Source organism: Streptomyces sp. NPDC057939, from assembly GCF_042887545.1.
Classification (GTDB): domain Bacteria; phylum Actinomycetota; class Actinomycetes; order Streptomycetales; family Streptomycetaceae; genus Streptomyces.
This window is the reverse complement of record NZ_JBHVPG010000007.1, coordinates 125,065-151,011: the sequence shown is the minus strand read 5'-3', so window position 1 is coordinate 151,011 and position 25,947 is coordinate 125,065. Positions and strand designations below refer to the sequence as shown.

Annotated in this window: 24 protein-coding genes and 1 pseudogene; 15 read left to right on the top strand and 10 right to left on the bottom strand. The window is 71.8% G+C overall.

Features of this window, described 5'->3' with window-relative positions:
- Window positions 1–107: 107 nt before the first annotated feature.
- Window positions 108–1,223: a serine hydrolase domain-containing protein gene (locus ACFVS6_RS11245; RefSeq protein WP_389702755.1), complete on the bottom strand. Its 1,116-nt coding sequence runs from the start codon at window positions 1,221–1,223 to the stop codon at window positions 108–110.
- Window positions 1,224–1,509: 286 nt separating this feature from the next.
- On the opposite strand from ACFVS6_RS11245, the gene ACFVS6_RS11240 reads away from it, so the two are divergent.
- Complete coding sequence (locus ACFVS6_RS11240) at window positions 1,510–2,394, top strand: helix-turn-helix domain-containing protein (protein ID WP_389702941.1); 885 nt, start codon at window positions 1,510–1,512, stop codon at window positions 2,392–2,394.
- A 77-nt stretch (window positions 2,395–2,471) separates the two neighbouring features.
- On the opposite strand, the gene ACFVS6_RS11235 is transcribed toward ACFVS6_RS11240, so the two are convergent.
- Window positions 2,472–3,095 carry a TetR/AcrR family transcriptional regulator gene (locus ACFVS6_RS11235; RefSeq protein WP_389702754.1) on the bottom strand — a complete coding sequence of 208 codons (624 nt, stop codon included), beginning with the start codon at window positions 3,093–3,095 and terminating at the stop codon, window positions 2,472–2,474.
- A 124-nt stretch (window positions 3,096–3,219) separates the two neighbouring features.
- On the opposite strand from ACFVS6_RS11235, the gene ACFVS6_RS11230 reads away from it, so the two are divergent.
- A complete protein-coding gene (locus ACFVS6_RS11230) occupies window positions 3,220–4,152 on the top strand; it encodes an alpha/beta fold hydrolase (RefSeq protein WP_389702753.1) in 933 nt (310 codons plus the stop codon).
- Between the two features lie 144 nt (window positions 4,153–4,296).
- Here ACFVS6_RS11230 and ACFVS6_RS11225 read toward each other — a convergent pair whose 3' ends face one another.
- On the bottom strand, window positions 4,297–5,712 hold the full coding sequence (locus ACFVS6_RS11225; protein WP_389702751.1) for a DHA2 family efflux MFS transporter permease subunit: 1,416 nt from the start codon (window positions 5,710–5,712) through the stop codon (window positions 4,297–4,299).
- A 488-nt stretch (window positions 5,713–6,200) separates the two neighbouring features.
- Here ACFVS6_RS11225 and ACFVS6_RS11220 point away from each other — a divergent pair, with 488 nt between their 5' ends.
- The gene (locus ACFVS6_RS11220; protein ID WP_389702750.1) at window positions 6,201–7,316 is read left to right on the top strand and encodes a hypothetical protein; all 1,116 of its coding nucleotides are present in this window, start codon (window positions 6,201–6,203) and stop codon (window positions 7,314–7,316) included.
- Window positions 7,317–7,388: 72 nt separating this feature from the next.
- Here the strand turns inward: ACFVS6_RS11220 and ACFVS6_RS11215 are convergent, their stop codons facing one another.
- Both ACFVS6_RS11215 and ACFVS6_RS11210 read right to left on the bottom strand, forming a co-directional pair.
- Window positions 7,389–8,717 (bottom strand): nucleobase:cation symporter-2 family protein, encoded by a 1,329-nt coding sequence (locus ACFVS6_RS11215; RefSeq protein ID WP_389702940.1) that lies wholly within the window; start codon window positions 8,715–8,717, stop codon window positions 7,389–7,391.
- Window positions 8,718–9,144: 427 nt separating this feature from the next.
- The gene (locus ACFVS6_RS11210) at window positions 9,145–9,876 is read right to left on the bottom strand and encodes a helix-turn-helix domain-containing protein (protein ID WP_389702748.1); all 732 of its coding nucleotides are present in this window, start codon (window positions 9,874–9,876) and stop codon (window positions 9,145–9,147) included.
- A gap of 513 nt (window positions 9,877–10,389) precedes the next feature.
- On the opposite strand from ACFVS6_RS11210, the gene ACFVS6_RS11205 reads away from it, so the two are divergent.
- On the top strand, window positions 10,390–12,273 hold the full coding sequence (locus tag ACFVS6_RS11205; protein WP_389702747.1) for a nucleobase:cation symporter-2 family protein: 1,884 nt from the start codon (window positions 10,390–10,392) through the stop codon (window positions 12,271–12,273).
- 247 nt (window positions 12,274–12,520) lie between these two features.
- Here the strand turns inward: ACFVS6_RS11205 and ACFVS6_RS11200 are convergent, their stop codons facing one another.
- The gene (locus ACFVS6_RS11200; RefSeq protein ID WP_389702745.1) at window positions 12,521–13,516 is read right to left on the bottom strand and encodes an Lrp/AsnC family transcriptional regulator; all 996 of its coding nucleotides are present in this window, start codon (window positions 13,514–13,516) and stop codon (window positions 12,521–12,523) included.
- Window positions 13,517–13,830: 314 nt separating this feature from the next.
- Here ACFVS6_RS11200 and ACFVS6_RS11195 point away from each other — a divergent pair, with 314 nt between their 5' ends.
- The 5 genes from ACFVS6_RS11195 to ACFVS6_RS11175 all read left to right on the top strand — a co-directional run bounded on the left by ACFVS6_RS11195 (window position 13,831) and on the right by ACFVS6_RS11175 (window position 19,527).
- Window positions 13,831–15,318 carry an MFS transporter gene (locus ACFVS6_RS11195; protein ID WP_389702743.1) on the top strand — a complete coding sequence of 496 codons (1,488 nt, stop codon included), beginning with the start codon at window positions 13,831–13,833 and terminating at the stop codon, window positions 15,316–15,318.
- The gene (locus tag ACFVS6_RS11190; RefSeq protein WP_389702741.1) at window positions 15,315–16,505 is read left to right on the top strand and encodes a M20 family metallopeptidase; all 1,191 of its coding nucleotides are present in this window, start codon (window positions 15,315–15,317) and stop codon (window positions 16,503–16,505) included. Before ACFVS6_RS11195 ends, ACFVS6_RS11190 begins: the two co-directional genes overlap by 4 nt.
- Window positions 16,506–16,834: 329 nt before the next feature.
- Window positions 16,835–17,383: a carbonic anhydrase gene (locus ACFVS6_RS11185; RefSeq protein ID WP_389702739.1), complete on the top strand. Its 549-nt coding sequence runs from the start codon at window positions 16,835–16,837 to the stop codon at window positions 17,381–17,383.
- Between the two features lie 234 nt (window positions 17,384–17,617).
- Window positions 17,618–18,631, top strand: coding sequence for an SPFH domain-containing protein (locus tag ACFVS6_RS11180; RefSeq protein ID WP_389702737.1), 1,014 nt, complete (start codon window positions 17,618–17,620; stop codon window positions 18,629–18,631).
- The gene (locus tag ACFVS6_RS11175) at window positions 18,628–19,527 is read left to right on the top strand and encodes a hypothetical protein (RefSeq protein WP_389702736.1); all 900 of its coding nucleotides are present in this window, start codon (window positions 18,628–18,630) and stop codon (window positions 19,525–19,527) included. The genes ACFVS6_RS11180 and ACFVS6_RS11175 overlap by 4 nt, the downstream gene beginning before the upstream one ends.
- Window positions 19,528–19,642: 115 nt before the next feature.
- Here the strand turns inward: ACFVS6_RS11175 and ACFVS6_RS11170 are convergent.
- The 4 genes and pseudogenes from ACFVS6_RS11170 to rpmB all read right to left on the bottom strand — a co-directional run.
- Window positions 19,643–20,210: pseudogene (locus ACFVS6_RS11170) on the bottom strand (GTP-binding protein); the annotation flags it as partial.
- An 88-nt stretch (window positions 20,211–20,298) separates the two neighbouring features.
- Entirely contained in the window at window positions 20,299–20,469 is a 171-nt protein-coding gene (gene rpmF / locus ACFVS6_RS11165; RefSeq protein WP_389702735.1) for a 50S ribosomal protein L32, read from the bottom strand.
- Window positions 20,470–20,614: 145 nt separating this feature from the next.
- Window positions 20,615–20,920 carry a 30S ribosomal protein S14 gene (rpsN, locus tag ACFVS6_RS11160; protein ID WP_389702734.1) on the bottom strand — a complete coding sequence of 102 codons (306 nt, stop codon included), beginning with the start codon at window positions 20,918–20,920 and terminating at the stop codon, window positions 20,615–20,617.
- Window positions 20,920–21,156 (bottom strand): 50S ribosomal protein L28, encoded by a 237-nt coding sequence (gene rpmB, locus ACFVS6_RS11155; protein WP_389702733.1) that lies wholly within the window; start codon window positions 21,154–21,156, stop codon window positions 20,920–20,922. The genes rpsN and rpmB overlap by 1 nt, the downstream gene beginning before the upstream one ends.
- A 222-nt stretch (window positions 21,157–21,378) precedes the next feature.
- Here rpmB and ACFVS6_RS11150 point away from each other — a divergent pair, with 222 nt between their 5' ends.
- The 6 genes from ACFVS6_RS11150 to ACFVS6_RS11125 all read left to right on the top strand — a co-directional run bounded on the left by ACFVS6_RS11150 (window position 21,379) and on the right by ACFVS6_RS11125 (window position 25,890).
- Window positions 21,379–21,624, top strand: a complete 246-nt coding sequence (locus ACFVS6_RS11150) for a type B 50S ribosomal protein L31 (RefSeq protein WP_389702731.1) — start codon at window positions 21,379–21,381, stop codon at window positions 21,622–21,624.
- Window positions 21,624–22,772, top strand: a complete 1,149-nt coding sequence (locus ACFVS6_RS11145) for a CobW family GTP-binding protein (RefSeq protein WP_389702729.1) — start codon at window positions 21,624–21,626, stop codon at window positions 22,770–22,772. The genes ACFVS6_RS11150 and ACFVS6_RS11145 overlap by 1 nt, the downstream gene beginning before the upstream one ends.
- Before the next feature lie 105 nt (window positions 22,773–22,877).
- Window positions 22,878–23,114, top strand: coding sequence for a 30S ribosomal protein S18 (gene rpsR / locus ACFVS6_RS11140; protein WP_389702727.1), 237 nt, complete (start codon window positions 22,878–22,880; stop codon window positions 23,112–23,114).
- Window positions 23,115–23,334: 220 nt separating this feature from the next.
- Window positions 23,335–24,807: a hypothetical protein gene (locus ACFVS6_RS11135; protein ID WP_389702726.1), complete on the top strand. Its 1,473-nt coding sequence runs from the start codon at window positions 23,335–23,337 to the stop codon at window positions 24,805–24,807.
- Between the two features lie 269 nt (window positions 24,808–25,076).
- A complete protein-coding gene (locus tag ACFVS6_RS11130) occupies window positions 25,077–25,484 on the top strand; it encodes a hypothetical protein (protein WP_389702724.1) in 408 nt (135 codons plus the stop codon).
- Complete coding sequence (locus ACFVS6_RS11125) at window positions 25,477–25,890, top strand: hypothetical protein (protein WP_389702722.1); 414 nt, start codon at window positions 25,477–25,479, stop codon at window positions 25,888–25,890. Before ACFVS6_RS11130 ends, ACFVS6_RS11125 begins: the two co-directional genes overlap by 8 nt.
- The last annotated feature ends 57 nt before the right edge of the window (window positions 25,891–25,947 follow it).

Sequence of the window (25,947 nt, the reverse complement as noted above, 5' to 3'; positions counted from 1 at the left end):
CGTTCCGTCGCGCCGGCCCCTCCCGGTGTGCCGGCCGGATCGCGGGGACCGCGGTGCGACCTCCGTCCCCGCGGGGTCCGGGACGGCGAGGACCGCTTCTCGCACGGTCAGCGCAGTCCGTCGTAGGCGGCCATGACGATCTCCATGCCGCGGTCGTCCTGCTGCCGCTCCCGGTCGATCATCCGGTTCATGACGTAGGCCACCGTCATGCGCGCGTCCGGGTCGCTCGCGACCAGGGAGCCGCCCCAGCCGCCCCACCCGAAGGTGTTGCCGAACCGGCCGAAGCCCGTCGTCCAGGACATCGGCGTCCGCAGGACGCGGTCGTCGCCGCCGAACACCTCCCGCCACGCGGGCTCACAGCCCTCGGGGGACAGCAGCCGCACACCGCCGGCCGCTCCCCGGTTCGCCAGTACCGACTGGACGGCGGCTACCGACCGGGCGTTGCCGAAGCCGTTCACCGCAGGGATCCGCGCGCGACGCCAGGCGACGGAGTTGACGTCCGCGACCCGGATCGTGGCACCGGTGTACTCCCGGCGCGCTCCGTCCGGTCCGGTCGGCGGGCCGGCGGCGTGGTCGTCGGTCAGTGACGGCGGCGGGATGAGCGGTGCGACGCGGTGGTCGTGCTCCTCGGCGAGCCCGATGTGGAAGTCCGCGCCCAACGGCCCGGCCACCTCGTCGGCGAAGAACTCGGCGAGACCGCGGCCGGTGATGCGGCGGACGATCTCACCGACGAGGAACCCGAAGGTGAGCGCGTGATAGCCGGCGGCCGTACCCGGTTCCCATTCCGGGGCCTGCGCCGCCAACCGTGCCGTCACGTCCTCCCAGTCGTGGAGCTCCTCGACCGCGGTGAGCCCGGCCAGGTCCGGCAGTCCCGCGGTGTGCGACAGGACGTGCCGGACCAGCACGCCCTCCTTGCCGGCGGCGGCGAACTCGGGCCAATAGGCGGAGACCGGCGCGGCGAGGTCGAGTCGGCCCCGGTCGGCCAGGATCAACGCACACAGGGCGATCATGTTCTTGGTCGTCGAGTTCACGCAGGTGAGGGTGTCGCGCCCCCATCCGACGGTACGATCCGCGTCGACGTACCCGCCCCACAGGTCTACCACCGGTTCGCCGTCGACGTGGACGGCCACCGAGGCGCCCACGTCGTCCTTGTCGAGCAATGCCGCGAGCACCTCACGGACCGCGGCGAACCGGGGCTCGCACACTCCCTTGATGTCAGTCATGGACGTAAGCCTCGGGCGGCGCCGGGCCTCCCCGCCCGACAATTCCCACGCCGGTTCTGTCGGGCAAAGCGGCGCCGCCCGACACCACGGCGAGACGATCGCCGGGACGCCTCGCGCGGCGGGAGACGGCCTGGGGCCTGTCGTCGAATCCCCCTCCGGGCGACAACGGGACTTCGACGACAGGCCCTAGGCTCGGGTGCGGGGCCGTTGCGGCCGAACCCGGTGGCGGGACGGGTCGGTGCTCCCGCGGCGGAGACCCGACGGACAGGAAAAGGGACGGATGCGCGTGCTGGAGCGGCTGAATCAGGCGTTGGACCACCTGGAGACGCGCCTCGACCAGGAGGTCGACATGGCCGAGGTCGCCCGGATCGCCGCGGTGTCGGAGTACCACTTCCGACGGCTGTTCTCCGCGCTCGCCGGCATGCCGCTCCCTGTCTACGTGCGGAGACGGCGGATGACGCTCGCGGGGGCCGAGGTGCTGGCCGGGGAGCTGACGCTGCTCGACGTCGCGGTGCGGTACGGGTACGGCTCGGGCGAGGCGTTCGCCCGGGCGTTCCGGTCGGTGCACGGCGTCGGACCGGGCGAAGCGCGGCGCACGGGCGCCGAGCTCACGGCGCAGCCGCGCATGTCCTTCCGTGTCGTCGTCGAGGGCGGCACGAGCATGCGGTACCGGATCGTGGAGAGGGAATCGTTCAGGTTCGTCGGCAGGAAGGCCCGGGTCCCCCTCGTGCACGAGGGGGCCAACGCGGCCGCGGACGCGCACTTGGCGAGCCTGGACGAGCCGGCGATCGTACGGATGAAGGAGTTGGTCCACCAGGAACCCGAGGGGGTCCTTTCGGCGGTGGTGCACCTGACCGACAGCAGGGAGGAGGGGGCCGAGGTGGACTACTGGATCGGGGTGGTGACCGGTCCCGAGGCGCGGGCGGAGGACCTCGACGTCCTCGACGTACCGGCCGGGACCTGGGCGGTCTTCGACAATCGCGGGCCCTGTCCGAGCGCCGTCCAGGACCTGTGGCGGGACGTGTTCACCCAGTGGTTCCCGTCCAACGCGTACGCGAGCAGGCCGGGCCCGGAGCTGCTGCGGACTCGGCCGGTGGAGATCGGCGCGGAGACCGACTCCCAACTCTGGATCCCGGTCGAGCGGGGCGGCGGCGGTGGCTCCGTGAGGTGACCACCGCCGTGCGTGGGCGGTCGACCGGTGGGTGACGCCGGTGGGTCATGCGGGCGGTGGGTCATGCGTGCGGTGGGTCATGCGTGCGGTGAGGTCCGGCCGTTGTCGAAGATGCGGTCGAGGTGGTGGTGGAGCACCGCGATGGCGGCCTCGGGTGTCCGTTGGCCGACGAGGATGCTGGTGCCCATCGTCGCGGTGATGGCGAGCAGGGTGATCGCCTCCTTGCGCGCGTCGACGGCCCCGGCTGCCGTACCGGCCCGCTGCGCCTGCTGGAGCAGCGCGGTCAGGGAGTTCTCGGCGGCGTCGGGGTTGTCGACGAAGGGCTGGGCGGCGAGTGCCTCGTCGGTGACGGACAGGATCGAGTAGGAGCTGTAGAGGAGGTGGAAGGTCCGGCTCTCCTGGTCCGTGGGGAGGGAGGCCAGGAGCAGCGCTTCGATGGTCGCGCGTGGGCCCGGGTGCGGTCCGGCGGCGGCGAGTCGGGCGCCCACGCGGGCGGTGAAGCGGTCGGTCAGGTGCTGGAGGCCGTGGAAGAGGAGCTTCTCCTTGGTCTGGAAGTAGTACTGGACGAGCCGTAGGGATGTTCCCGCTTCGGCTGCGACGTCGCGCATGCCGACGGCGTGCAGTCCGCGCCGACCGGCGACCTGGATGAGGGCCTCGGCGATCAGGCTGCGCCGTTCCTCGTGGTCAACGCGTTTGGGCATGTGCCGTGCCTCCGCCTGTGGGTGGTGGGTTCGAGGCCGACCGCCCCGAATTTTTGATGGTACCGCCGTATCATCAATATGGTACGGTCGTATCACGAAGAACGGATCTTCCCGGAGGTGCCCCGTGCCTGAGAACACCACCCGAGCGCGACGCGACGTCGGTCACTACGTGAGCGACGAACTGCGCGACCGCTACTTCGCGGCCTGCGACGTCCTCTACGCGAAGGGAGCGCCCGCACGCTCCGAGACGGACGTCGAGACGAGCTTCGGCACCACCCACGTCTACCGGTACGGACCAACCGACCCGGCGGCCGAGTCGCGGACTCCCGTGGTCCTGATACACGGTTCGGGCGGTTGCTCCGCGCAGTGGTACCCCAACACCCGCGCCCTCGGCGCCGAGCGCCCCGTCTACGCCCTCGACACCCCGGGCGACCCCGGCCGCAGCGTCCAGCGCGAGCCCATGTGGCAGCCCGAGCGCGCGGCACAGTGGATGGACGAGGCCCTCGACGCGCTCGGCCTGGACAAGGTCCACCTCGTCGGCTCCTCGTACGGCGGCTGGCTGGTCATCAACCAGGTCCACCGTCGCCCCGAACGCCTCGCTTCGGTCACGGCCCTCGACCCGGGCGGTCTGGAGAAGGTCGGCCTGCGCTTCTTCGTCTGGATCTTCGCCAGCCTCTTCGCCACCTACGCCCCCAGGGCGTGGCGCCCGCGCCTCGCCAAGTGGCTCGAGCAGCCGGTGATCGTGGTCCCCGAACTGCGCGCGATGATCCAGGCCAGTGTGCGGGCCTTCAGGATCCGCCGCCCCGCGCCGCTGCCCCTGTCGGACGCGGAACTCGGCTCCATCCGCACGCCGTTCTACCTGGTCATGGGCAAGCGGAGTCTGCTCGTGCACCCCCGGCGGCAACTTGAGCGCGTACCGCGCCTGATTCCCGGGGCCCGCGCCGAGATCGTCGCCGCGACCGGCCACGGCCCACAGATCGATCACCCCGACCTGGTCAACGCCCGGATGCTGAGCTTCATGGAGGACGTCGACTCCCTCGATCCGGCGGCGCACTGAGCCGCCGAGAGCCCGCAACGGTGGGGGAGTGACCTCGCGGACCGCCCGACCGAGGACGGGAGCGCCTCGACGGACGCCGGGGCTTCGCCGGGGCCCGCGTCCTCACGGTCGCCGATCCGGGCGGGGCGGATGGTTGCCGTCCCCTCACACCGGGCGGACCGGGGGAGTCGGCCGGACGGCGGCGCAGCAGGCGAGCCCGACCACGAGCATGAGCACCGGGAAGGCGAGGGCCGCTTGGGTGGCGGTGGTGGGGGTGTCACCGAGGCCGGCCTGGAGGAGGACCCCGGTGGCCGCGCTGCCCAGGGCGCCACCGAGTTGGCGCGTGGTGTTGAAGACCCCGGACGCGGCGCCGACCAGGGACGGTTCCAGGGAGCGGGTGGCGATGCCGGCGAGCGGTGCGGAGACCAGCCCGATGCCGATCCCGGACACCAGGAGGGAAGGCATGAGCACCCACAGGCCGATCCCCGGGCCCAGGAGCAGCGTCAGGGATCCGGTGCCGACGATCAGTAGGGCGAAGCCGAGGGCCGCGAGCAGCCGGGGACCGGCGGTGTCGGACCGCTTGCCGGCGAGACGGGCGCACAGCGACGAGAGGGCGAACATCGGGACGGTGGCCGCGCCCGCCGCCAGGGGGCTGTACCCGAGGTCGCTCTGCAGGTAGATCATCAGAGGCAGGAACAGGCCGCCCATGGCGGCTCCCATGGCGCCGCCCGCTGCGGCGGCGGCCGAGAAGTCGCGGTGGTGGAACAGCCGGGGCGGCAGGAGCGGCTCGTCGGGGTTGTGGTGCTGCCACCACACGAACGCCACCAGGCACAGGACGCCGAGGACGAGGATCCCGGGGATCGTCACCGGGCCCGCGACCGTCCCCCAGTCGTAGGCCTCGCCGCTCTGCACACCGAAGACCAGCGCCGTCAGCCCCAACCCGCTGAGGGCGATGCCCCACGGATCCATCCGGTGCCTCGCGGCCGGCCGACGGTCGGGCAGCAACCGGTACGCGGCGATCCACCCGGCGACCCCGACCGGCAGGTTCACCAGGAAGATGCCCCGCCAGCCGGTCCAGGCGACGAGGAGGCCGCCGATCACGGGGCCGGCCGCCATGGCGGCGCCGCCGACCGCGCCCCATGCCCCCAGGGCCGCGCCGCGGCGGTCCGCCGGGAACAGGTGGACGATCAGCGTCATGGTCTGGGGCGCGACCAGTGCCGCCGCCAGCCCCTGGACGGCGCGGGCGGCGATCAGCACCTCGGCTCCGGGGGCCAGCGCGCACGCCAGCGACGCCGCCGTGAACCCGGCCACGCCGACGAGGAAGACCCGCTTGGGGCCGTAGCGGTCGCCGAGCCGCCCCGCGAGGATGAGCGGAACGGCGTAGCAAAGGGCGTAGGCGCTGTTGACCCACACCACGTCGTTGAGGGAGGCCCCGAGCGACGTGCGGATGTCGGGGACGGCCACGTTCACGACGGTGGCGTCCAGGCAGATCATGAAGAAGCTGACGCACAGGGCGTACAGCGCGGCCCTGGGGCTCGCGGTCGGCCCGGCGAAGGAGCGGACGCGGAACGGATGTCGCAAGGTCGGTCGTGTCCTCGGCACGGCCGCCCCGGCCGCACGTTTCGGGTGCGGGCAAGCGGGGCGGGCAACGGGAGCCCTCCACGGGCGGTGACCCTCACGCACACGTCGACGCGCATGGAGGAACTCCCGGAACCTCGACGACACACCGCGGCGGCGCAACGATCTCCACCCCGATCATCGCAGCAACGACCCTGCCGCAGGCCGCCACGCGCGGGCGCGATCCGAACCACCGCTGCCGCGGCCGGCCACCCCGGGCGTTCCATCGCTGGGACCTCGGTCGGGTCAGCCGTCCGGCTGGATGCGCCGGAGCGGTGGAACGCATGTCAGGTACTCGTTCCTGCCGAAGTGCCGCACCTTCTCGTCGCGGGGGCGCTCAAGGGGAACCGCCCGGCCGCAGGCAGAGGACCGGCTTCCCGAACATCTGCCTGGTGTTCGCTCCCATCTGGCAACCTGGCAGATCGCTGAACCATCCGGGAGGGGACCCCAACGTGACCGAAGTGCTGCCCGACGACGCCGTCGACGCCGGCGACGATGCCGACCGCGAAGCGGTCGAACAGGAACGGGCCAAACTCCAGGAGTTCGTCAAAGGGTTGAGCGCGGACGACATAAAGTCGGGCGGCTGGTTCACCAAACTCTGTGCCCAGGCCCTGCGTTCGTACACGAAGAAGGCCAACTGGGAGTATTTCCAGGAGAAGTACAAGGGTGTGCCGGCGGACGGGATCGTCGGGAAGCAGATCAAGTTGGCGGCGAAGAACGCCATGATCCAGGGCGGGATCACCTCGACCCTCTACACCGGGACCGTCGCCGCGACCGTCGGCTCGTTGGGCGGCGCGAGCCCCGCCGCGGTTCCGGCCGGTCTCCTCACGTTCATGGTCGACCTGACGTACATCACCCAGCTGCAGATGCGTCTGGCCCACGACATCGCGGTGATCTACCGGATTCCGCTGGACGTGGACGATCCCGAGGACATGATGAAACTCGTCCGGGTGGCATTCGGCATCAAGGCCGGAGAAGTCGCCCGCAGCGGTACGAGGTTCATACCCGGTCTGGTCCGCCAAGTCCTCAAGAAGTACTACTCCGGCCCCGTCCTCGCCGCCGCGAAGAGCCTTCCCTTCGTCGGCAAGCACCTCCTGCAACGCAACATCATCAAGTTCGGCATCCCCGGCGTCGGGATCCCCCTCACCATCCTGGTGAACCGCTACACGACGGTGGCCGCGGGACGCCACGCCAAGTCCGTGTTCCGCGGCGAGGCGGAGGTGGTCGAACTCGCCGACACCTTGATCCGACGTACGCGGCATCCACGGCTGATGCTGTGGGTCGCCTGGCTCGTCATCAACGCGGACGGCGAGGTCACCGACACCGAGCGCCTCCTGTTCCAGCAGCTGACGCGGCTCGCCCGGGAACGCCATCAGGTGCACGACGAGCAACTCGCCGACGTCATCACCATCGACCCGGACGAGGTGTGGCACCGGGTCGACGCCGAACCGGGGGACCTCGGTGACGTTCTCCACGCCGCCGAACGGGTCGCCACGGTCGACGGTGACCTCAACGCGCACGAGAAGGCGGTCATCGCCGAACTGCGGGGTCGCTGCGGGCGACGCTGAACCCCCGGTGCGCGGGCCGATGGTGGGGCGGCCCGGATGCGTGCGGGGCATCCGGGCCACGGGGCCGCTCGATCAGTGGTGGACGGCAGGTGTGTCGGGGGCGAGTTCGGGGGCGGAGGCCGGTTTGCGGCCGATGTGGTTGAAAGCGAGGTTGAGCAGGACGGCGACGGCGCAACCGGTGCTGATGCCGGAGTCGAGGACGATGCGGGCGCTCTCGGGGAAGGCGTGGTAGAAGGTCGGGGCCGCGATGGGGATGATGCCGGCGCCGAGGGAGATGGCGACGATCAGGACGTTGTCGCCCCGTTCGAGGGCCGCGCCGGTGAGGGTCTGGATACCGCTGGCCGCGACCGTTCCGAACAGGACGATGCCCACGCCGCCGAGGACGGGCTGCGGTATGAGCGCGACGACGGAGGCCAGGACGGGGCACAGCCCGAGCAGGATGAGGATGACGCCCGCGGCGGCCACGACGAACCGGCTGCGGACCTTGGTGATCGCGACCAGGCCGACGTTCTGGGCGAAGGCGCTCGCGGCGAATCCGTTGAACAGGGGGCTGATGGCGGTGCCGAGGCCGTCGGCGCGCAGGGCGGCGGCGAGGGTCTTCTCGTCGGCGGGCTTGTCGACGATCTCACCGAGGGCGAGCACGTCGGCCGTGGACTCGGTCATCGACACGAGCATCACGATGCACATGGAGATGATCGCGGCCGCCGCGAACTGGGGCGCGCCGAAGTGGAAGGGCGTGGGGAAGCCGATGATGTCGGCGTCGGCGACGCCGCTGAAGTCGGCCGCGCCCAGGGGCAGGGCGATCAGGGTTCCGGCGACGAGGCCGAGGAGGATCGATATCTGCTTGAGGAAACCGCGCAGCAGGCGGCGCAGCGCCACGGTGACCAGGAGGGTCACGGCGGCGAGTCCTATGTACTTCAGGCTGCCGTAGTCGGGTGCCTCCCGGTTTCCGCCCTGGGCCCAGTTGAAGGCGACGGGCAGCAGGGAGACGCCGATCAGGGTGATGACGGTGCCGGTGACGACGGGCGGGAAGAACCGGATGAGCTTGCAGAAGAACGGCGCGAGGAGGAACCCGAATACACCGGCGACGATGACCGCCCCGTAGATGACGGGCAGGGCGTCCTCGGGTGCTTCGGCCTTGGCGATCGCGAGCATGGGGGCGACGCCGGCGAAGGAGACGCCGTTGACGAACGGCAGGCGGGCGCCGACCTTCCAGAACCCGAGGGTCTGCAGGAGGGTCGCGATGCCCGAGGTGAACAGGCTCGCGCTCATCAGGAACGCGATCTCCGCGGTGGACAGGCCCACACCGATGCCGACGACGAGGGGCGGTGCGACGACGCCCGCGTACATCGCGGCGACGTGCTGCAGACCCGCGCCCACGAGCTTGAGCGGAGGCAGCATCTGGTCCACGGGGTGGCGGCCGGGAGCCGCTGCCGCAGTGGTGTCGGGACAGGGTTCGGGAGCGGTTCCGGGCGCGTCCGGGCCGATGGCGGGGGGTCTTTGCGACATGGGGTCGTGCCTCCTGGCTGCGACGCGGAAGGGGCGTGCGCGCAGCGCTGAGTGAAGTGCGGGCCGGTGGGGCCGGCACGGCGGCTGATGGGTGGCGCGGGTACGGGGGCAGCACGGCTCGGGCCGTTGGAGGCCGGTGGGCTGCGGGTGCCGGAGAGCGGGGGGAGCGGGACCGTGGAGCGGCAGGGGCGGGGATTGTGTCCCCGGCGGCGTTCCTGCGGGTCCTTGCGGCGGCCGCATCGCATGTGTCCACCCATGCGGGCAAGCGGCGCTCCGTCCGGCGGAGTTGGCTCAGTTGTTCACGAACGGACACCGGGTGTCAAGAGTCGCGGTGGTCCCGGTCGGGTCGGGCGGGGTCGGCAGGGGTGCGCAGTGCGTGCCACAGGTGCAGATCGACGTGTTCCAGGAACTCGGCCGCCCGCGCCTCGGCCTCGGCCGCCGCGCGCGGTGACGTGCCGGTGGCCTGATCGAGACGTTGGTAGCCGAGGGCAAGGCGCTCCAGGGCCGCTTGGATCGCGGTTGGGTCGAGCGGTACCAGGCGGGTGACGGAGGTGACGTAGTTGGGCCACCAACTGGCAACGGCCTCCCGGAGCAGGACCTTGAGCTGTTCCGTTCGGCCGCAGACGGCCACGAAACAGGACGGCGGCGGTCGCAGGACCCGCAGCAGGGCGCCGGTCTGCGCCGCGGTTCCCTGCCATCGGTTGCGCCGTTCGGCCTCTTCCCAGCGGGCGTGCGTCATGCCCAGTCGGGCCGCGGTCTCGCCCGGTGAGAGACCGGCGACGGTGCGGCACTGCGCGAGCGTCGCCGGCTCGCCCACCAGGGCGACGGGTGAGCACCACAAGGCGGCGGCGAGCCCCTTGACCTCGGCCTCGTCCGGAACGGCCGTGCCCGACTCCCACGCCAGGAGAGTCTCGGGATGCAGGGGCGCACCCCGGTAGGCGGCGACCGCCCAGGCGACCTGTCCGAGGGTGAGTCCGAGCTGCTGCCGGACGGCGCGGGCACGCGCGGGATCGAAGGGGGGCAGCGTGGATGGATTGTCCGTGGAAGGCATAGCGGCACACCGTAGGGACCGTTCGGGAATCCGCCAAGCGACCGGACGGGCTCGCGACGGCCCCCAGGTGTCGGGGCGAACGCTCCCGTGCGTGAGCGCGTTGAGGGCGCATCTGTTGTTTATGTGGCGGGAAAAACCGTCGTGGCCTGGGGTTACGTGCCCGAGGAGGGCCCCGTCCGGGGGAGTGGCGGCAGGCCGCTTTCGGCAGTTCCTCCAAAGTTGGGGCCCCTACGCCCTTACCGCTTGGGGGAGTTGACGAACGACCGGGCGGCTACCTAGAGTCCCGTCCCGTCCACAACGGAAAATGAATTCCGTGATGCGAAAGCTGGTGGTGGCTGGTTCCGCCCACCCCGCGAACCGCCGCCACCGCATCGACGGGACGGGCCGTCCCCCGTCCCGGCCGCCACACCCCCGTCCGCACCCCCCGCCACATTCCATCCGGACCCCCGTCACACCCCCATCCGCACGCCCCCGGTCGCGAAGGTCCGGCGGGCGGTGTCCCAAGGACCCAGATTGCCGCCCCGCGCCTCCGCCCGAACACCGGACGCACCCCCGCACCCGGTCGACGAGATCCTGCCCGCCCGCCGGCTGGTGCCCGCCGCGCTCCAACACGTCGCCAGCATGTACGCCGGCCTCACCGCCCCACCCTTGATCATCGGCAGCGCCCTCGGCCTGACCGCCGCCCAGCTCTCCGCCCTCCTCGCCGCCGCCCTCCTCGTCGCCGGTCTGGGCACCATCGCCCAGACCCTCGGCCTGTTCGGCATCGGTGCCCGGCTGCCCCTGACCAACGGCGTCTCCTTCGCCGTCGTTTCCCCCGCCCTGGCGACCGCCGCCACCGAGGGGCGGGCCGACGCCCTCCCCGCGATCTTCGGCGCCACCCTCGTCGCGGGCATCACCTGCCTCGTACTGGCACCCGCCTTCTGCCGGCTGGTCAGGTTCTTCCCGCCCGTGGTCAGCGGCTGCGTCATCACCCTCGTCGGAATCTCCCTGCTCCCCGTCGCCAGCGTCTGGGCCCGCGGCGGCGAACCCGACGCCCCCGACTTCGGCTCACCGTCCAACCTGGCGCTCGCGGCGGCCACCCTCGCCATCACCCTGCTCATCCACCGGGTCCTCTCCGGACGCTTCCTCGGCCGCATCGCGATCCTCCTCGGCATGCTCGCCGGCACCCTGATCGCCGTACCGCTCGGCAAGGTGAACCTCGATCCCCTCGGCGAGGCACCGCTGTTCGCACTCCCCGAGCCGTTCGCCTTCGGCACCCCGCGGTTCGTGCCCACGGTCATCGCCACCGCGATCGTCGTCATGCTCGTCTCCATGATGGAATCCACCGCCTCGCTGCTGGCGCTCGGCGCGGTGACCGGACGCCCCACCAAGGACCGCACCATCACCGGAAGCCTGCGGGCCCAGGGCCTGGCCACCGTCCTGGGCGGCGTCCTGGGATCGTTCACCAGCACCTCCTACGCCCAGAACGTCGGGCTGGTGGCGCTCAGCCGCATCCGCAGCCGCTACGTGGTCACCCTGTGCGGCGCGATCCTGGCCCTCATGGGACTGGTCCCCGTCCTCGGCTCCCTGGTCGCCCTGGTACCCCTGCCCGTCCTCGGGGGCGCCGGCGTGGTCTTCTTCGGCTCGGTCGCCGTCGCTGGGATCCGCACCCTGGCCAAGGCCTCCCTGAGCACCGGCCACAACAGCCTGATCGTCTCGGTCACCCTCGCCTTCGGGCTGTTCCCCATCGCCAACTCCGACTTCTACGCCCGCCTGCCGTCCCCGCTCGCCACCGTGCTCGGCTCCGGCATCACAGCCGGTTGCCTGGTCGCCGTCCTGCTCAACTACCTCCTCAACCACCTCGGCCGCGGCACCCAAGCCGACCTGGATCGGATCCCCACCGAGCACATCACCGCCCTCGACCGGGGCCGCGTCCCCGACGGCCCCCCGGCCCACGCCGCGCCGCCCGGTAGCAGCTGGTCCGCCTTCCGCACCGCGACCGAGCCCCTTCCCGATGAGGGACGCCCCCGGCCACCGGCCCGCCCGACACCGGCGGCGGGCGACTGGCCCGCCTACGATCCCAACCTCACCGGCTTCCCCGACGCGGCCGACACCTTGCCGCCTGCGTCCCATCCCTTCGCACCCGCGTCCGACCCCTTCCCGCCCGCGTCCGACCCCTTCGCACCCGCGGGCGGCGACCCGGCCGGCCATGAACCGGCCCCTCCGACCCCGACGTACGAAGCCGCCGCCCACGCGCCGGCGCCCCGGCCGCACACGGACCCGGCCGACTACCAGAGCATCAGTTTCCCCGGCCCCCTGCATCCCCTCCGTGCCCGAGCGGGCCACTCCGACGACCGCCCCGCCGACCACCGGGACAACCTGCCCCCCGGCCCCGCGCAGGGCAGCAGTACCCGGTAGTCCGCGTCCTCGGAGCACGTCCGAGCGCATCCCTCTCCTGCCGAGCACCTCCGAGAACCACCGGCTCCGACAAGCCGGTCCGGCCGAGCGCCTCCCGACCACACCACGGGAGGCGCTCGGCCGTTCCCCCCGTTCCCCCCCGGAACCGTGGCGGACGAGGGCCTGACGCACCCCGCGCCGGGCCCGGCGGCGCACCGCACCGCCCGCACGGGACGGCCCTGCGGCACCCGCCGGGCGGACGCGTCACTCACCCGTCGGTCAGGAACCCGGCACGCTTGTAGGTCTTCATGAGCAGGGCCATGTCGGACGAGGTCACGACGTCGAGCTGGGCGAACACCCGCGCCGCGAAGTCGTGGAAGTCCCGCAGGTTCCGATGGCTGGAGTAGCCCAGCACGCTCATCTGCCCGGAGGTCACCATCAGCTGGCGCACCGCCGGCTCCGCCGCGATCAGCCGCATGGCGTCCTCAAGCCTGCTGTGCGGCACGCCCAGCCGAAAGCGGGCCTCCACCGGATAACCGAGGAACGCCGGATCCACGTGCAGCCGCAGGTGCAGGATGTGGGAGTCCATCAGACGCGCCAGCCGCCGCCGGGCCGTGGTCTCACCCACGTTCAGCTCCCGCGCCAGATGGGCCGTCGACAGCCGGGCGTCCCGGTGCAGCAGGTCCACCAGGCGCCGGTCCAACTCGTCCACCTCCACCGGTTCCGGCAGCGCCCGGCCCTCGACCGCGAACTGTCGCACGGCCGTCGGCTCGTCGTCGTACGGCGCCCAGTCGCTCGCGGTCAGAACCAGCCGCAGCATCAGTGAGGTGTGGATGTCGGCCACCCCCTCGATCCGCCCCAGCACCCGGTCAACCAGCCGCAGCAGCGCCTCGTGGTCGGGAAGGTGGAGCTCGGCGAAAACGTCCAGGGAACCGGTGGAGGTCTCCACCGACCTCGCCTGCTCCAGCGCCGACAGGGCCACGGCGACCTCGTGGACCCGTCCGGGCAGACACCGCACGGCGACCTCCGCGGTGATTCCTTCCCCCTGGTACTCGGGGATCAGTCCGGCGGCGAAGCCGACCTGGCCGGTGCCGGTCATCCGCTCCAGACGACGGGCGACCGTCCGCTCGTGGACGCCCAGGGCATGGGCCACCTCGGAGTAGGAGGCGCGGGGCCTGCGGTGCAGGACCCGCAGGACGCCGTGGTCCAGTGCGTCCAACGGCTCACCCATGTCGGGGACGGCGTCCGGGGCTGATCGGGACATCGAGGTCTCCTTGCCGATCGGGATCAACGCCGTGCGGGGCGCGCAACGACGGTACGACCTGCGACGGGCCGCCCGCGGCGGCGCGCCCGCTCCCACCTCGTTCCGGCGGCCCGATGCAGAAATCCGCCGCCGTGCGTCCTCCCATGCCGGCATCCACCGACATCCGGCGCAGATCTTGCCGTGATCGCGGATGTACGGCGTCATTGTGGTGCGGATTCCGCCCCCGGGGCCCGACAGGCCTGAGACCGCCGGGGCGGAATCCGTCATCCCCGCCGCGCGGCACGCCAGGCGCGGCCTCCCCGAAAGTGATACGTATGACGGCCCTCGACGCACCTCCACCCGCCCTGTCAGCACCCCGCGCGGGTCGGCCCACACCCGCAGCCGCGATCATCGCGTCGGTCGTGGTCGTCGAGCTGTCCAGCGGCGTCATCCAGGGCTTCCTCTCCCCCCTGCTGAAGAACCTGACGACCGCGCTCGGGATCACCGTCGCCGACCTGAACTGGATCAGCATCGCGAACCTGCTGGCCAGCGCCGTCTTCACGCCCGTCCTGTCCCGGCTCGGAGACCTCTACGGCCACCGCCGGATCCTGCGCTGGAACCTCGCCCTGGTCCTCATCGGCTCCCTCCTCGTCGGGGTGGCCCGCGACTTCGCCACGCTCCTGACCGGGCAGATCCTCCAGGGCGCCATCGCCGGCTTCTTCCCGCTCCTCGTCGGCATCCTCCGCAACCGGCCCGGCGCCGGTGACGCCGAGAGCCGCCGAGGCATCAGCGTCATGGTCGCCGCGCTGGTCGCGGGCATGACGCTGGGCCTGTTCGCCAGCGGCGCCGTCGCCGCGAGCATCGACAACCCGACCGGCGCCCTGTGGGTCCCCGCCTTCGCGGTCACCGTCGCCTTCGCCGTCAGCTGGCCCCTGCTGCCCGAGACCCCCACCCACCACGTCGGGGGGATCGACTGGGCCGGCGGCCTCCTGCTGTGCGCCGCCCTCGTCGCGATCATGCTCGGCCTGGGCCTCGGTGGCGCCCCCGGCTGGGCCTGGGGCTCCTTGCGCCTGTGGACGCTCCTGATCGGCGGCGCCGTCGTCCTCGCGGCCTGGATCGCCGTCGAGCTGCGCGTTCCGCACCCGATGATCGACGTGACCATGTTCCGCCGACGCAACGTCGTCGTCGTATCACTGGTCACCGTCACCTTCAGCTTCTGCATGTTCGGCCTGCAGATCGCCAACCCCGTCTTCTACGGCACCACCGAGACCGAAGCCGGCTACGGACTCGGCCTCGACCCCCTCGGCATCGGCCTGGCCATGCTCCCCTACCTTCTGGCCATCGCCCTCGGCGCGCTCCTCGCGCCGGCCGTCGCCGCCCGCATCACCGACCGGGCCACCCTGATCAGCGGATCGGCCCTCATGGCCGTCGGCTACGCCCTCTCCGCCGCCGCGCACGACTCCGCCACCACGCTGATCGCGGCCAACGCGCTCGCGGGCATCGGCATCGGCTTCCTGCAGCACTCCACCCGCACCCTCGCCGTCGAAGCCGTGCCCCACGACCAGACCTCCGTCGGCTCGGGCATCAACGAACTGCTGATCAGCGTCGGCGGATCCCTCGGCGCCGCCGTCGTCCTGACCGTCTCGGCCGCCCACACCCCCGCCGGCGCCACCCTGCCCGGCCTCGGCGCCTACACCACCTCCTGGACCTTGTGCGCGGCCGTCTCCCTCCTCGGAGCCGGCTTCGCCCTCCTCCACCGCACCCGCGACGACAGCATCAGCCCCGCCCGCGACACCGCCGCGGCCGGCAAGGAGCACCAGTGACCGCCACCACCGCCCCCCGCGAACGGGCCCGCGCCTTCCTCACCACCCGCCAGGACGCCGTCCTCGGCCTCAGCCACGACCTGCACGCCACCCCCGAACTCGCCTACGAGGAACACCGCTCGGCCCGCCGCATCGCCGGACTCGCCGAAGCCGCCGGATTCGCCACCGAGCTCGGCGCCTACGGCCTGCCCACGGCCGTCAACGCCACCGCCGGCAGCGGCGACCTCGTCATCGCCATCTGCGCCGAGTACGACGCACTGCCCGGCATCGGCCATGCCTGCGGGCACAACGTCAACGGCGCCGCCTCCATGGCCGCGGCACTCGCCCTCGCCCCCCTGGCCGACGAACTCGGCATCACCGTGAAGCTGCTGGGCACCCCCGCCGAGGAGTCCGGCGGCGGCAAGGTCGACATGATCCGGGCGGGTGCGTTCGACGACGTCGCCGCCGCCATGATGGTCCACGCCGCCCCCGCCGACGCGGTCGGCATGACCTCCTTGGCCATCAGCAGCCTCAAGGTCTCCTACACCGGTGTCCCCGCCCACGCGGCCGCCATGCCCCACCGCGGCGTCAACGCCGCCGACGCCATGATGATCGCCCAGGTCGCCATCTCCGCCCACCGCCAGCAGATGCTCCCCGAAGCCGTCGTCTCCGGCATCGTCACCTCCGCCGGTGACGCCGCCAACGTCATCCCCGCCCACGCCGGCGCCGAGTACGACTGCCGTGCCCGCACCGCCGAGGAACTCGCGGAACTCCAAGCCCGCGTCCGCGCCTGCTTCGACGCCGGAGCGCTGGCCACCGGCGCCGAGCTCGCCCTGGAGACCGTCGGCAACGACTACGCCGACCTGCGCCAGGACCTCGCCATCAGCGACGCCTACCGGGACGCGGCCCAAGCCCTCGGCCGGACCGTCCCGCCCACCGACCCCAACCTGCGCGGGGGCTCCACCGACATGGGCAACGTCTCGCACCTCGTACCGACCATCCACCCCGCGATCGGCTACGACTGCGGCGACACGATCATGCACCACCCCGACTTCACCCGGTACGGCACCACCGCGGCCGCCGACCGGGCCGTCCTCGACGGCGGGCTCGCCATGGCCTGGACAGCGATCACCATCGCCACCGACCCCACCCACCGCGCCCAGCTCCTGACCCGACTCGCCGAACGCCCCACCACGCCCGCCCGCTGACCCGATCCTCCGCTCGCACACCCCACCGTGACCGGTGGCCCGAGAGGCCGCCGGTCACGCGAGCACCCAACCGACCACCGCTGCCCCGGCGCCGGCTCCCGCGGCCGCCCGGGCACCGGGCCACGCCCTGCCCGCCCGGGCCATCCAGCATCGGACGCCGCCATGCACCCCGTACCGAGCCCGATCCAGCCTTCCGACGACAGCGGTTCACGCCCGTGCCCCGCAGGCGGGCGAGGCGCCCGTCCCCACCCGGACGCCCGCCCCCACCCGGGCCCGCCCGCCCGACGATCGGCCACCGCCCGCCGTGCCACCCCCGGAGAGGGGCTCCGGTGACCCAGGGCATCGTCAAGGGCCGCCGTTCCATGGCCATGCTGCGCCTGGCCGCCGGTGCCCGCAGCTACCGCCGCCGCGCCCGTACGGCCGGCATCCACCTACCCGCCCTCGCCCGCCGACCGCACCCCGACGTCCTGATGATCGCCTGCACCGACCCCCGTCTGCACCCGTCGTTCATCATCGACTCCCTCCCCGGGGAGATCTTCGACCTGCGCACACCCGGAGGCTTCGTCCCCGATCCGGAGGACCCGGCCGACGCCGGCGCCGCGCGCCTCCTCGGCGAGGCCCTGCACACCCCGACGATCAAGGACGTCGTCGTCCTCGGGCACTCCCACTGCCCGGAGATCGCGGCCACCGGCTCCGACGGCCAGGAAGCGGGACACGACCACGTCGCCCGGCAACTCGCCGTCATCGGAGCCCACCCCGACGTGGCCGCCGCCGCTGCCGGCCCCCGACGGCTACGGCTCCACGGCTGGTACCACGACCTGGAATCCGGCGAAACGACCTGCTACCGACCAGGAACCGGCACGTTCTTCCCCGTCTGACACCCCGGCGGAGCCCAACACGCGACACCCGGCGCAAGAGCCGCTGAAGGAAGGAGCGGCGTCCGCAAGGCCGGGGGACCGCGTCGCCGCGGCCCGGCCGGGCGGTTGACCACGAACGCGGCGACTCCGGATCCGGTTCCACGGTCGGGACAGCGTCCCGGAAACCCCTTTTCGTCCTCTTGACGATATGGCCTTCGCTCGTTATCGTCGCGTTGACGAAATAAGGGGGTCCCCATGGCCGACATCACTCGGCGCTTCGGCTGGCGTCACTTGCGTTCCGCGCCCACCACGCACATCCGCCACCACAAGCGCGGCCGGCTCGTCCACGACGGGCGGGGGCTCAGCTTCTGGTACCGGTCGCTGTCGGCCGCCCTCTCCGAAGTGCCGGTGGACGACCGGGAGTTGGCGATGGCGTTCCACGCCCGTACGTCCGACTTCCAGGATGTCGCCGTGCAGGCCACCGTCACCTACCGGATCAGCGACCCGGCCGAGGCCGCCGACCGGATCGACTTCTCCGTCGACCCGGACACCGGGAGCTGGCGCGGCGCCCCCCTGGAGCAGATCGCCACCCTCCTCACCGAGACCGCGCAGCAGCACACCCTCGACGTGCTCGCCCGGACCCCGCTGGCCGTCGCCCTGGTGGACGGCGTCGCCTCCGTACGGGAGAAGGTCGCCACCGGTCTCGCCGCCGAGCCCAGGCTCCCGGCCACCGGCATCGAGGTGGTGGCCGTGCGGGTCGTGGCCATCCGCCCCGAGGCGGAGGTGGAGCGCGCCCTGCGGACCCCGGCCCGCGAGCAGATCCAGCAGGAGGCGGACCGGGCCACCTATGAACGGCGGGCCGTCGCCGTCGAGCGCGAGCGCGCCATCGCCGAGAACGAGCTGGCCAGCCAGATCGAACTGGCCCGACGCGAGGAAGAGTTGATCGACCAGCGCGGCACCAACGCCCGCCGCGAGGCCGAGGAGAAGGCGGCGGCGGACGGCGTCCGGACCGAGACCGAGGCGGCCCGCAAGGTCCGTCTGGCCCGCGCGGAGGCGGAGGCGGCCCGCGAGACGGGTGCGGCGCGCGCCGAGGCCCAGGCCGCCTGGCTGCGCGTGCACGACGAGGCCGGCCAGGGCACGCTGCACGCGCTGGCGGTGACCCGGCTGGCGGAGAACCTGCCGCGGATCGAGAGCATCACCCTCTCGCCCGACGTCCTCACCGGGCTCCTCACCAGGCTCGGACGTCCGGAAGGCGGCTCGGGCGAGTGAGTCTGGCCCCGCGGGCCGTGGTCGTGCACCGCAGGACCGAGTACGAGGAACTGCTCGCCCGGCACGGGACGCACGGGCAGGCCGCCTTCTTCCTCTCCAGCAGGGGCCGGTCGATCGAAGAGGTGGTGCGCCGCCACGACCGCACGCAGCAGGCGCTGCGGGAGGTCGCGGCTGCGGTGCCGCTGACCTGGCGCAGCTCCCGGGTGGAGAGGGCGGACCTGGACCGTTTCCTGTTCGCCCCCGAGGACGTGGTGGTCGTCGTCGGCCAGGACGGCCTGGTCGCCAACACCGCGAAGTACCTGCGCGGGCAGCCGGTGGTGGGCATCGACACCGACCCGGGGCGCAACCCGGGCGTCCTGGTCCGTCACCGCTGCGGCGACACGGCCGCGCTGCTGCACGCGGCGACCGCGGCCGGGGGCCGGGCGGAGGAGCTGACCATGGTCGAGGCCGTCGCCGACGACACGCAGCGCCTTCTCGCGCTCAACGAGATCTACCTGGGTTCGCCCGGACACCAGACGGCCCGCTACCGACTCGATGCCGACGGGGGGACGGGCCCGGGGGAGGCCCAGGCCTCCTCGGGCGTGCTGGTGGGCACGGGCACGGGCGCCACCGGCTGGCTGCGTTCCCTGTGGCTGGAGCGCGGCAGCTCCGCGGGGTTGCCCGCACCCTGCGACCGGCGGCTCCTGTGGTTCGTACGCGAGGCCTGGCCCTCGCCCACGACCGGAACGACGAAGGTCGACGGTGAGCTGGGGCGGGGGCAGGGCCTCCAGCTGACCGTCGAGTCGGACCGGATGGTGGTCTTCGGCGACGGCATGGAGAGCGACGCCCTGGAACTGACCTGGGGCCAGAGCGTACGGCTGGGCATCGCGGCAACGTCCCTGCACCTGGTGACGTGAACGCCGCGCGTGCAAGGAGAGCGGTGGCTCCGGCACCCGAGCCCCGAGGGTCCCGCCGCCACGGCGCCGGACGGCCCGGTGTCGCGACGGCGGGACGGCGGGACGGGCCGGGGCCTCAAACCGCCGCGTGCTCGTGCTCGCGATCGCACGCGTCGTCCATGCCGTACTTCTCCCACTCGGGGATTTCATCCGTGGCCGGCACGGCCTCGTCCGGGCCGAGCAGGCAGGCATCGAGGGCCGCCCGGAGAGCATCGGCGCGCAGCCCGGTGCCGATGAACACCAACTCCTGGCCCTGAACGGTCTCCGGGCCGAGGCCGTCGAAGGGTTCGAACCGTGCCACGGCACCCGCCTGTGACCACAGCCCGGTCACCGGGGCCGGCCGGCGAGCCGGAAGAATCCCTTGGAGCGCAGGACCCGTCCGAAGGCACCGCTGTCGAGCCCCTTCGTGACGAAGGCCCACAGCCGGTTCGGGTGGAACGCCCGGTCCGCGCGGAACACCAGGGGGGAACGTCGTACTCCTCCGTCTCCGGTACGTGGTCACCGTTGAGTTCCTTCACCCAGCCCGGGGCCGGTCGGGCCCGCTCCACGTCGAACAGGCCGGTGTTCAGCACTTGTTCGAGCGCCACCCGGCCGCGTACGGCAACCCCGATACGGGCCTCGGGGTTCAGGCGGGACAGGGGCGCCGCGCCGCCGCGGACGAGGGCGGTGTCGATGTTCACCTAGCTCATGTCGTTGACGATCACCGGCAGTCGGTCGTACGAGGTCACGGGCTCAGCCCTCGGGCTGGACGAGGCCGCGTTCGTACGCCTTCACGAGACGCTGCGGGACCTGGTGGACCGTTCCGTCGATCGTGACCGGAACGAGCTGGGGCGTGATCGCCTTCCACTGGGCGCGGCGGTGACGGGTGTTGCTGCGGGACATCTTCCGCTTCGGAACGGCCATCGTGAACTCCTTGATGAGGTGAGGGGGAGGTGAGGGGGGAGGGTGCGGGGAGACGATATGGGCGCCTGATGTGCCGGGGCACCCGGGCCCTCGGGGTGACTGGGTGCCCTCCCGGCCGCGAGTCGCTGCGGCCGGGAGGGGGTGTTCACCAGGAGGACTTGGTCACTCCCGGCAGGAACCCGGCGTGTGCCTGCGCTCGCATGCGCACCCGGGAGAGGCCGAACGTCCGCAGGTAGCCCCGGGGGCGTCCGTCCACGCTGTCGCGATTGCGCACTCGGGTGGCGCTGGCGTCGCGCGGCTGTCGGCGCAGCTCTGCCCGGGCGGCCTCGCGTTCCGCCGGGGTCGCCGCCGGGCGCCGGAGGATCTCCTTGAGCTCGGCCCGTCGGCGGGCGTGGCGCTCGACGACCTCCTTGCGCCTCTCGTTCCGCGCGATCTTGCTCTTCTTCGCCATCAGACCTTGCCTCCCCGTGCGCGGATGCGGGCCACGGCCGCTTCGATCCCGATGGTGTCCACGGTCCTGATCGCCCTGGAGCTCAGCGTCAGGCGGACGTGGCGGCCTTCGCCGGGAAGCCAGTAGCGCTTGCGCTGGATGTTCGGGTCGAAGCGGCGCGAGGTGCGCCGGTGGGAGTGGGAGATGGAGTTGCCGAATCCCGGCTTGGAGCCGGTCAGTTGGCAGTGCGCCGACATGGGTGGTGGGTCCTCTCTGGGCGGGTCGCTGGGCGGGTCTCTGAACAGGTCGGTTGTTGGAAATGAAAACCGTTGCCATATAGTAGGGCACGTCTCCGCCCGGATGGTGCGCCGCTCAACCCAGGAGCCCGCGGCCCGCCGCTGCGCCGACGTCCGCGAAAAGCGCTGACCAGCCCCTATTCCGCCCCCGATCCCCACCCACATCGTCGAAAGGTTCCCGCCGTGAAGCCCGGCATCCACCCCGCCTACGGGCCCGTCGTCTTCCGCGACTCCGCCTCCGGCACCGCGTTCCTCACCCGCTCCACGATGACCAGCGACAGGACCATCGCCTGGGAGGACGGAAACACGTACCCGCTCGTCGACGTCGAGATCTCCTCCGCGAGCCACCCCTTCTACACGGGCACCGCACGCGTCCTCGACACGGCGGGCCGCGTCGAACGCTTCGAGCGCCGCTACGGAGCACGCTGATGCGGCACGACCAACTCCCCGTCGCGATCATCGCCGGGCTCCACTCCGCCGCCCGCAAGGAGGTCGTCGACCACCTCCTGCGGTCCGTCGCCGGAAGCGTCGCCCTGCACCACGACCTGACATCGGCCCCGTCCGGCACCGTGCTCCGACTCGTCCGCGACGACGCCGGGCCCATCTCCGGCGACGAGACACCGCTGGTGAACGACTGCGCCTGCTGCGCACTGCGCGAGGACCTCGTCCCCGAACTGGAACGCCTGGCGGACAGCGGTACGACCCGGCTCGCCATCGTCGAACTGTGGGACTCGGTCGAACCGGCGGCCATGGCGGAGGTCATCGCCGGACACGGTGCGGACCGCCTGGTCGTGACGAGCGTGATCACTGCCGTTGACCCCGCGCTCGTCCTGCCGTACCTCGCCAACGGCGACGACCTGGCCGAAGCCGGACTCGCCGCCGCGCCCACCGACCAACGGACCGTCGGCGACACCTGGGCCCGACAGCTGGAATACGCGCCCGTCCTCGCCGTCGTCGACAGCGAGGAGGCGGACGACGAGGACCACGCACTGCTCGCCCAACTCCACCCCACCGCACGGCGGGTGCCGGCAGCCTCCGCCGAACTCGTCCGAGCCGCTCTCGCCGGCTTCGACGTCGAGGCCGCGGCCGCCGCTCAACATCCGGCCTGCGCGCTCCTGCCCCAGGACGCGGACGAGGCCGGCGTCACCACCTTCGTCTGGCACCGCCGTCGCCCGTTCCACCCCGAACGGCTCCACCAGGCCCTGGAGGACCTGTGCTGCGCCGCCGCCCGCAGCCGAGGCCGGTTCTGGCTGGCCGACCGCCCGGACACCCTGTTGGCCTGGGACGCGGCAGGCGGGGCACTGTGCGTGGAGAGCGCCGGGCCCTGGCTGGCATCACTGCCGGACGCGGCCTGGGACATGGTGCCGCCCGTGCGCCGGGCGGCAGCCGCCCTCGACTGGGACCCGGACCACGGTGACTGCTGCCAGCACCTCGTCTTCACCTCACCCGGCCTGGACCGCGACGGGCTGGAACACCTCCTCGACTCCTGCCTGCTCACCGACGCGGAGTACGCGTCGGGGCCGCAGGCGTGGAAGGCCCTCACCCCCGCTTTCGACTCCCTCCTCGACGCGACCTGAGCAGCCTCACCGCCACCCCGTACGAAGAGAACGACGCACCCGCAAGCGGAACGAACGACACACCCGCAAGCCGAGCGAACGACACACCCGCAAGGAGATACCGCCGTGGCCCGACGCCCCGAGATCCGCAAGCCCGCCAAGTCCCGACCCAACCCACTGGACGCAGCCAGGATCACGTACATCGACTACAAGGACACCGACCTGCTCCGCAGGTTCATCTCCGACCGAGGCAAGATCCGAAGCCGTCGCGTCACCCGGGTCACCGCCCAGCAGCAGCGCGCCCTCGCCACCGCCATCAAGAACGCCCGCGAGATGGCACTCCTGCCGTACCCCGGTCGGTGACCCCACCCGGGTCCGCCGAGGCACTCGGTACGGCAGGCCCCGCTGCCTGCCCGGAAGGGTTGTCGCGGCGGGCCCCCATCCCACGGTGGGGCCGGACGCGGGCTCCGGGGACGGTCCCACCGCGTGAGCACCCGCCTCTGCGCCCGGGAGTGATCGGCCGTTCCCAACGGTGCATGGCAGACTCGACGGTTGGAGAGTCGAGGCAGAAGGGTCACTCACCATGTCGGACGCCGTACCGCCCCCGGTGCACCTCCACGAGGTGGTGGACGGGCTCGCTCAGAACCCCGGCCTGCCGCCCGAACTCGTACGACGCCTCCTCGGTCATCGCAAGGGCTTCGGACAGGTGGCCAAGAGGCCGGACCTGAGCGCAGAGGTGATCGCTGAGATTATCGCCGCCGACGACCACTGGCTCACGCACTCACTGGCCCTCAACCGAAGCCTTCCGCACGGCTTCCGGATGGTGCTCGCCGAGCACCCGGATCCCGCGATACGCACGGCTTTGGTGGTCGGCGCGGGCGACGCACCACGAGAGCTGTACGAACGGCTCCTCGGCGACCCCGACCCGCAGGTACGGGGACGTGTGGCGGAGAGCGATCACGTACCGGATGACCTGAGGGCCCGACTGGCAACGGACTCCGACCCGGAGGTCCGGCGGACACTTGCCCAGTGGTGGACGACGGCCCCGGAACCGGTGCGCCGACAACTGTTGACGGACCCCGTCGACTCCGTACGGGCGGGAGCCTGCGCGACGTACTTTCGCCGCGTCCCCCATCCCGTCCCGCCGGCAGACCTCGTCCCGGCCCTGTTGGCCGACCCGGTCACCCGAGCCGGGGCGGTGCGCCACTGCACGCTCGACACCGACTCCGCCTGCCGGCTGGCCGACGATCCGGACGACGAGGTGCGCAAGGAACTCGCGCGTCACCCCGACCTCTCGCCGGCCCTGCGCGACAAGCTCGCCGAGGATCCCGACCTGTGCGTCGCGCTCCGTGTTTTCGCGCGTGAGGACACCCCGGAGTCGACGAGGGCCGCGATCCATGCGCGGTTGACGTCCGACGTGCCCACGCCGGACTGGCTCGCGGACGTCCAAGCCCTGGAGGACGAAACGTTCGAACGGGAATTCATGCGCGAGACGGCGCAGGCGGAGTTCGGGACCCTGTGCCTGCCGTGGGTGACGGCCGATCCGCTGCCCCACGTGGAATCGCCGTACGTCTGCTTCCGTGTCTCGGCAGCGATGTCCGACCGGCTCCCGCCGGCGATCGTCGCTCAACTGCTGGAGGACGAGAACGGCGGCGTCCGCACGACGACGGCGCTGCACGCCCGCGACCGGATCGATGCCGACACCGCCGAGCGCATCGACCGTGCCCACCGCCCGACCAAGGGCTCCCGGTGGCGTCCGGCCGACACGTTGCCCCTGCCGACGGACGTTCTCCGACGACTGGCCACGGACCCCGACCCCCGAATGAGGCAGCTCGCCCCGCGCGACCCCGAACTGCCGATGGAGCTCGCGTGCCGCCTGGCAGCCGATCCCGATGCCACGGTCCGCCGTACGATCGCTGCCCATCCCGTTCTTCCCGCCGATGTCCTGACACGGCTGCTGGCAGATCCGTCGGAGTACGTCGCGGCAGCCGCCGCAGCGAACCCCAACCTGCCCACCTCGGCCATGCACCGGCTCCTCACCCTCGCAGGCGTGTGACAGGACGACACCACGACCACCCGAGCCGAAACCCAACACCGCTAGTTCGCCTGAAAATCAGAGGGGTTGGATCTCTGAGGGGGCTCGGGGCGGTTGTCCGCCCGGGGCAGGACATGCGTGGTCCGGTCGGTGCCGACCGGATGCTGGGTCAGCTTCACCGCTGCCCGCAGACCCGCACTCGCTTCGAGGAGGCGGTGGCCTTTCCTCTCGGGGCAGTGCCGCTGCCCACCCGGGCGGTGGCGGACATGTGGTCGACTACGCTCCTGGCGGTGACCAGTGAGTACCCGTACGCAGACCGCTTTCTCGGCGAGTTCAGGGAACTGAAGCATGGGAGTCCCCAAGGCCCCTCCCTGATTGCTGCCGTGCGCTGTGAAGGCGAGCCGCATGAGGAGGACCTTGTGCGATACCTGCGTGCCGGGCGTGTCATCGCCGCGACTGGGTCAGCCGTTCACGACTTCGTCAGTCCGACCAACGAGCTCATCGATCGTCTGCACCTCCTTACCGACGGTGAATGGTTCTGGTACACCGACCTTGCTCACTACGTCGAGCGGTACCACGTTCCCGTCGATGACCGATTCCTCGCTCACGCACGCCACCGTGGTTGGGTGCCTCCGCAGTTGAGCGACGACCAGCTCGTGCAGATCGCGGACACATTCTTCCCTGAAGACGATGGATGACGTGCCATCCGATGCCATCAGGCCAGAAACGAACTTGACGGCTCAGGTTCATGAGGTGTCCATCATCCGGAACGTGTTGGATGGCCGCGTGGCGAGACGACAGAAGAAGCAGCGGCCGCTCCTCGGCCTGCCCAAGGGCATCGTTCTGCTGGCGACGCCGGACGGCTGGCGCCACAGCATCCTCACCGTGCAAGGTGGCATGCTCTGTGGACGCCTCAGCGATGCCATCCTCGATCCCGAACAGGCCTTGGCCGTAGCCGAGAAGATGCTGAAGGAACTCGCGCGCGACTTCCACGACATGGCCGTCGAGGTGAACTGGGACCCACGCCTGGAACCTTGGACCTGGACCGGCCAAGTCATCGCCGTCCCCTGTGCCGAGAACACCCTCGAACCGCCAACGGACTGAGAGGGTGGCCTGGTTGGCGGCGCACGACGTGGTGAGAAGGGCGAGGAGATCATTATC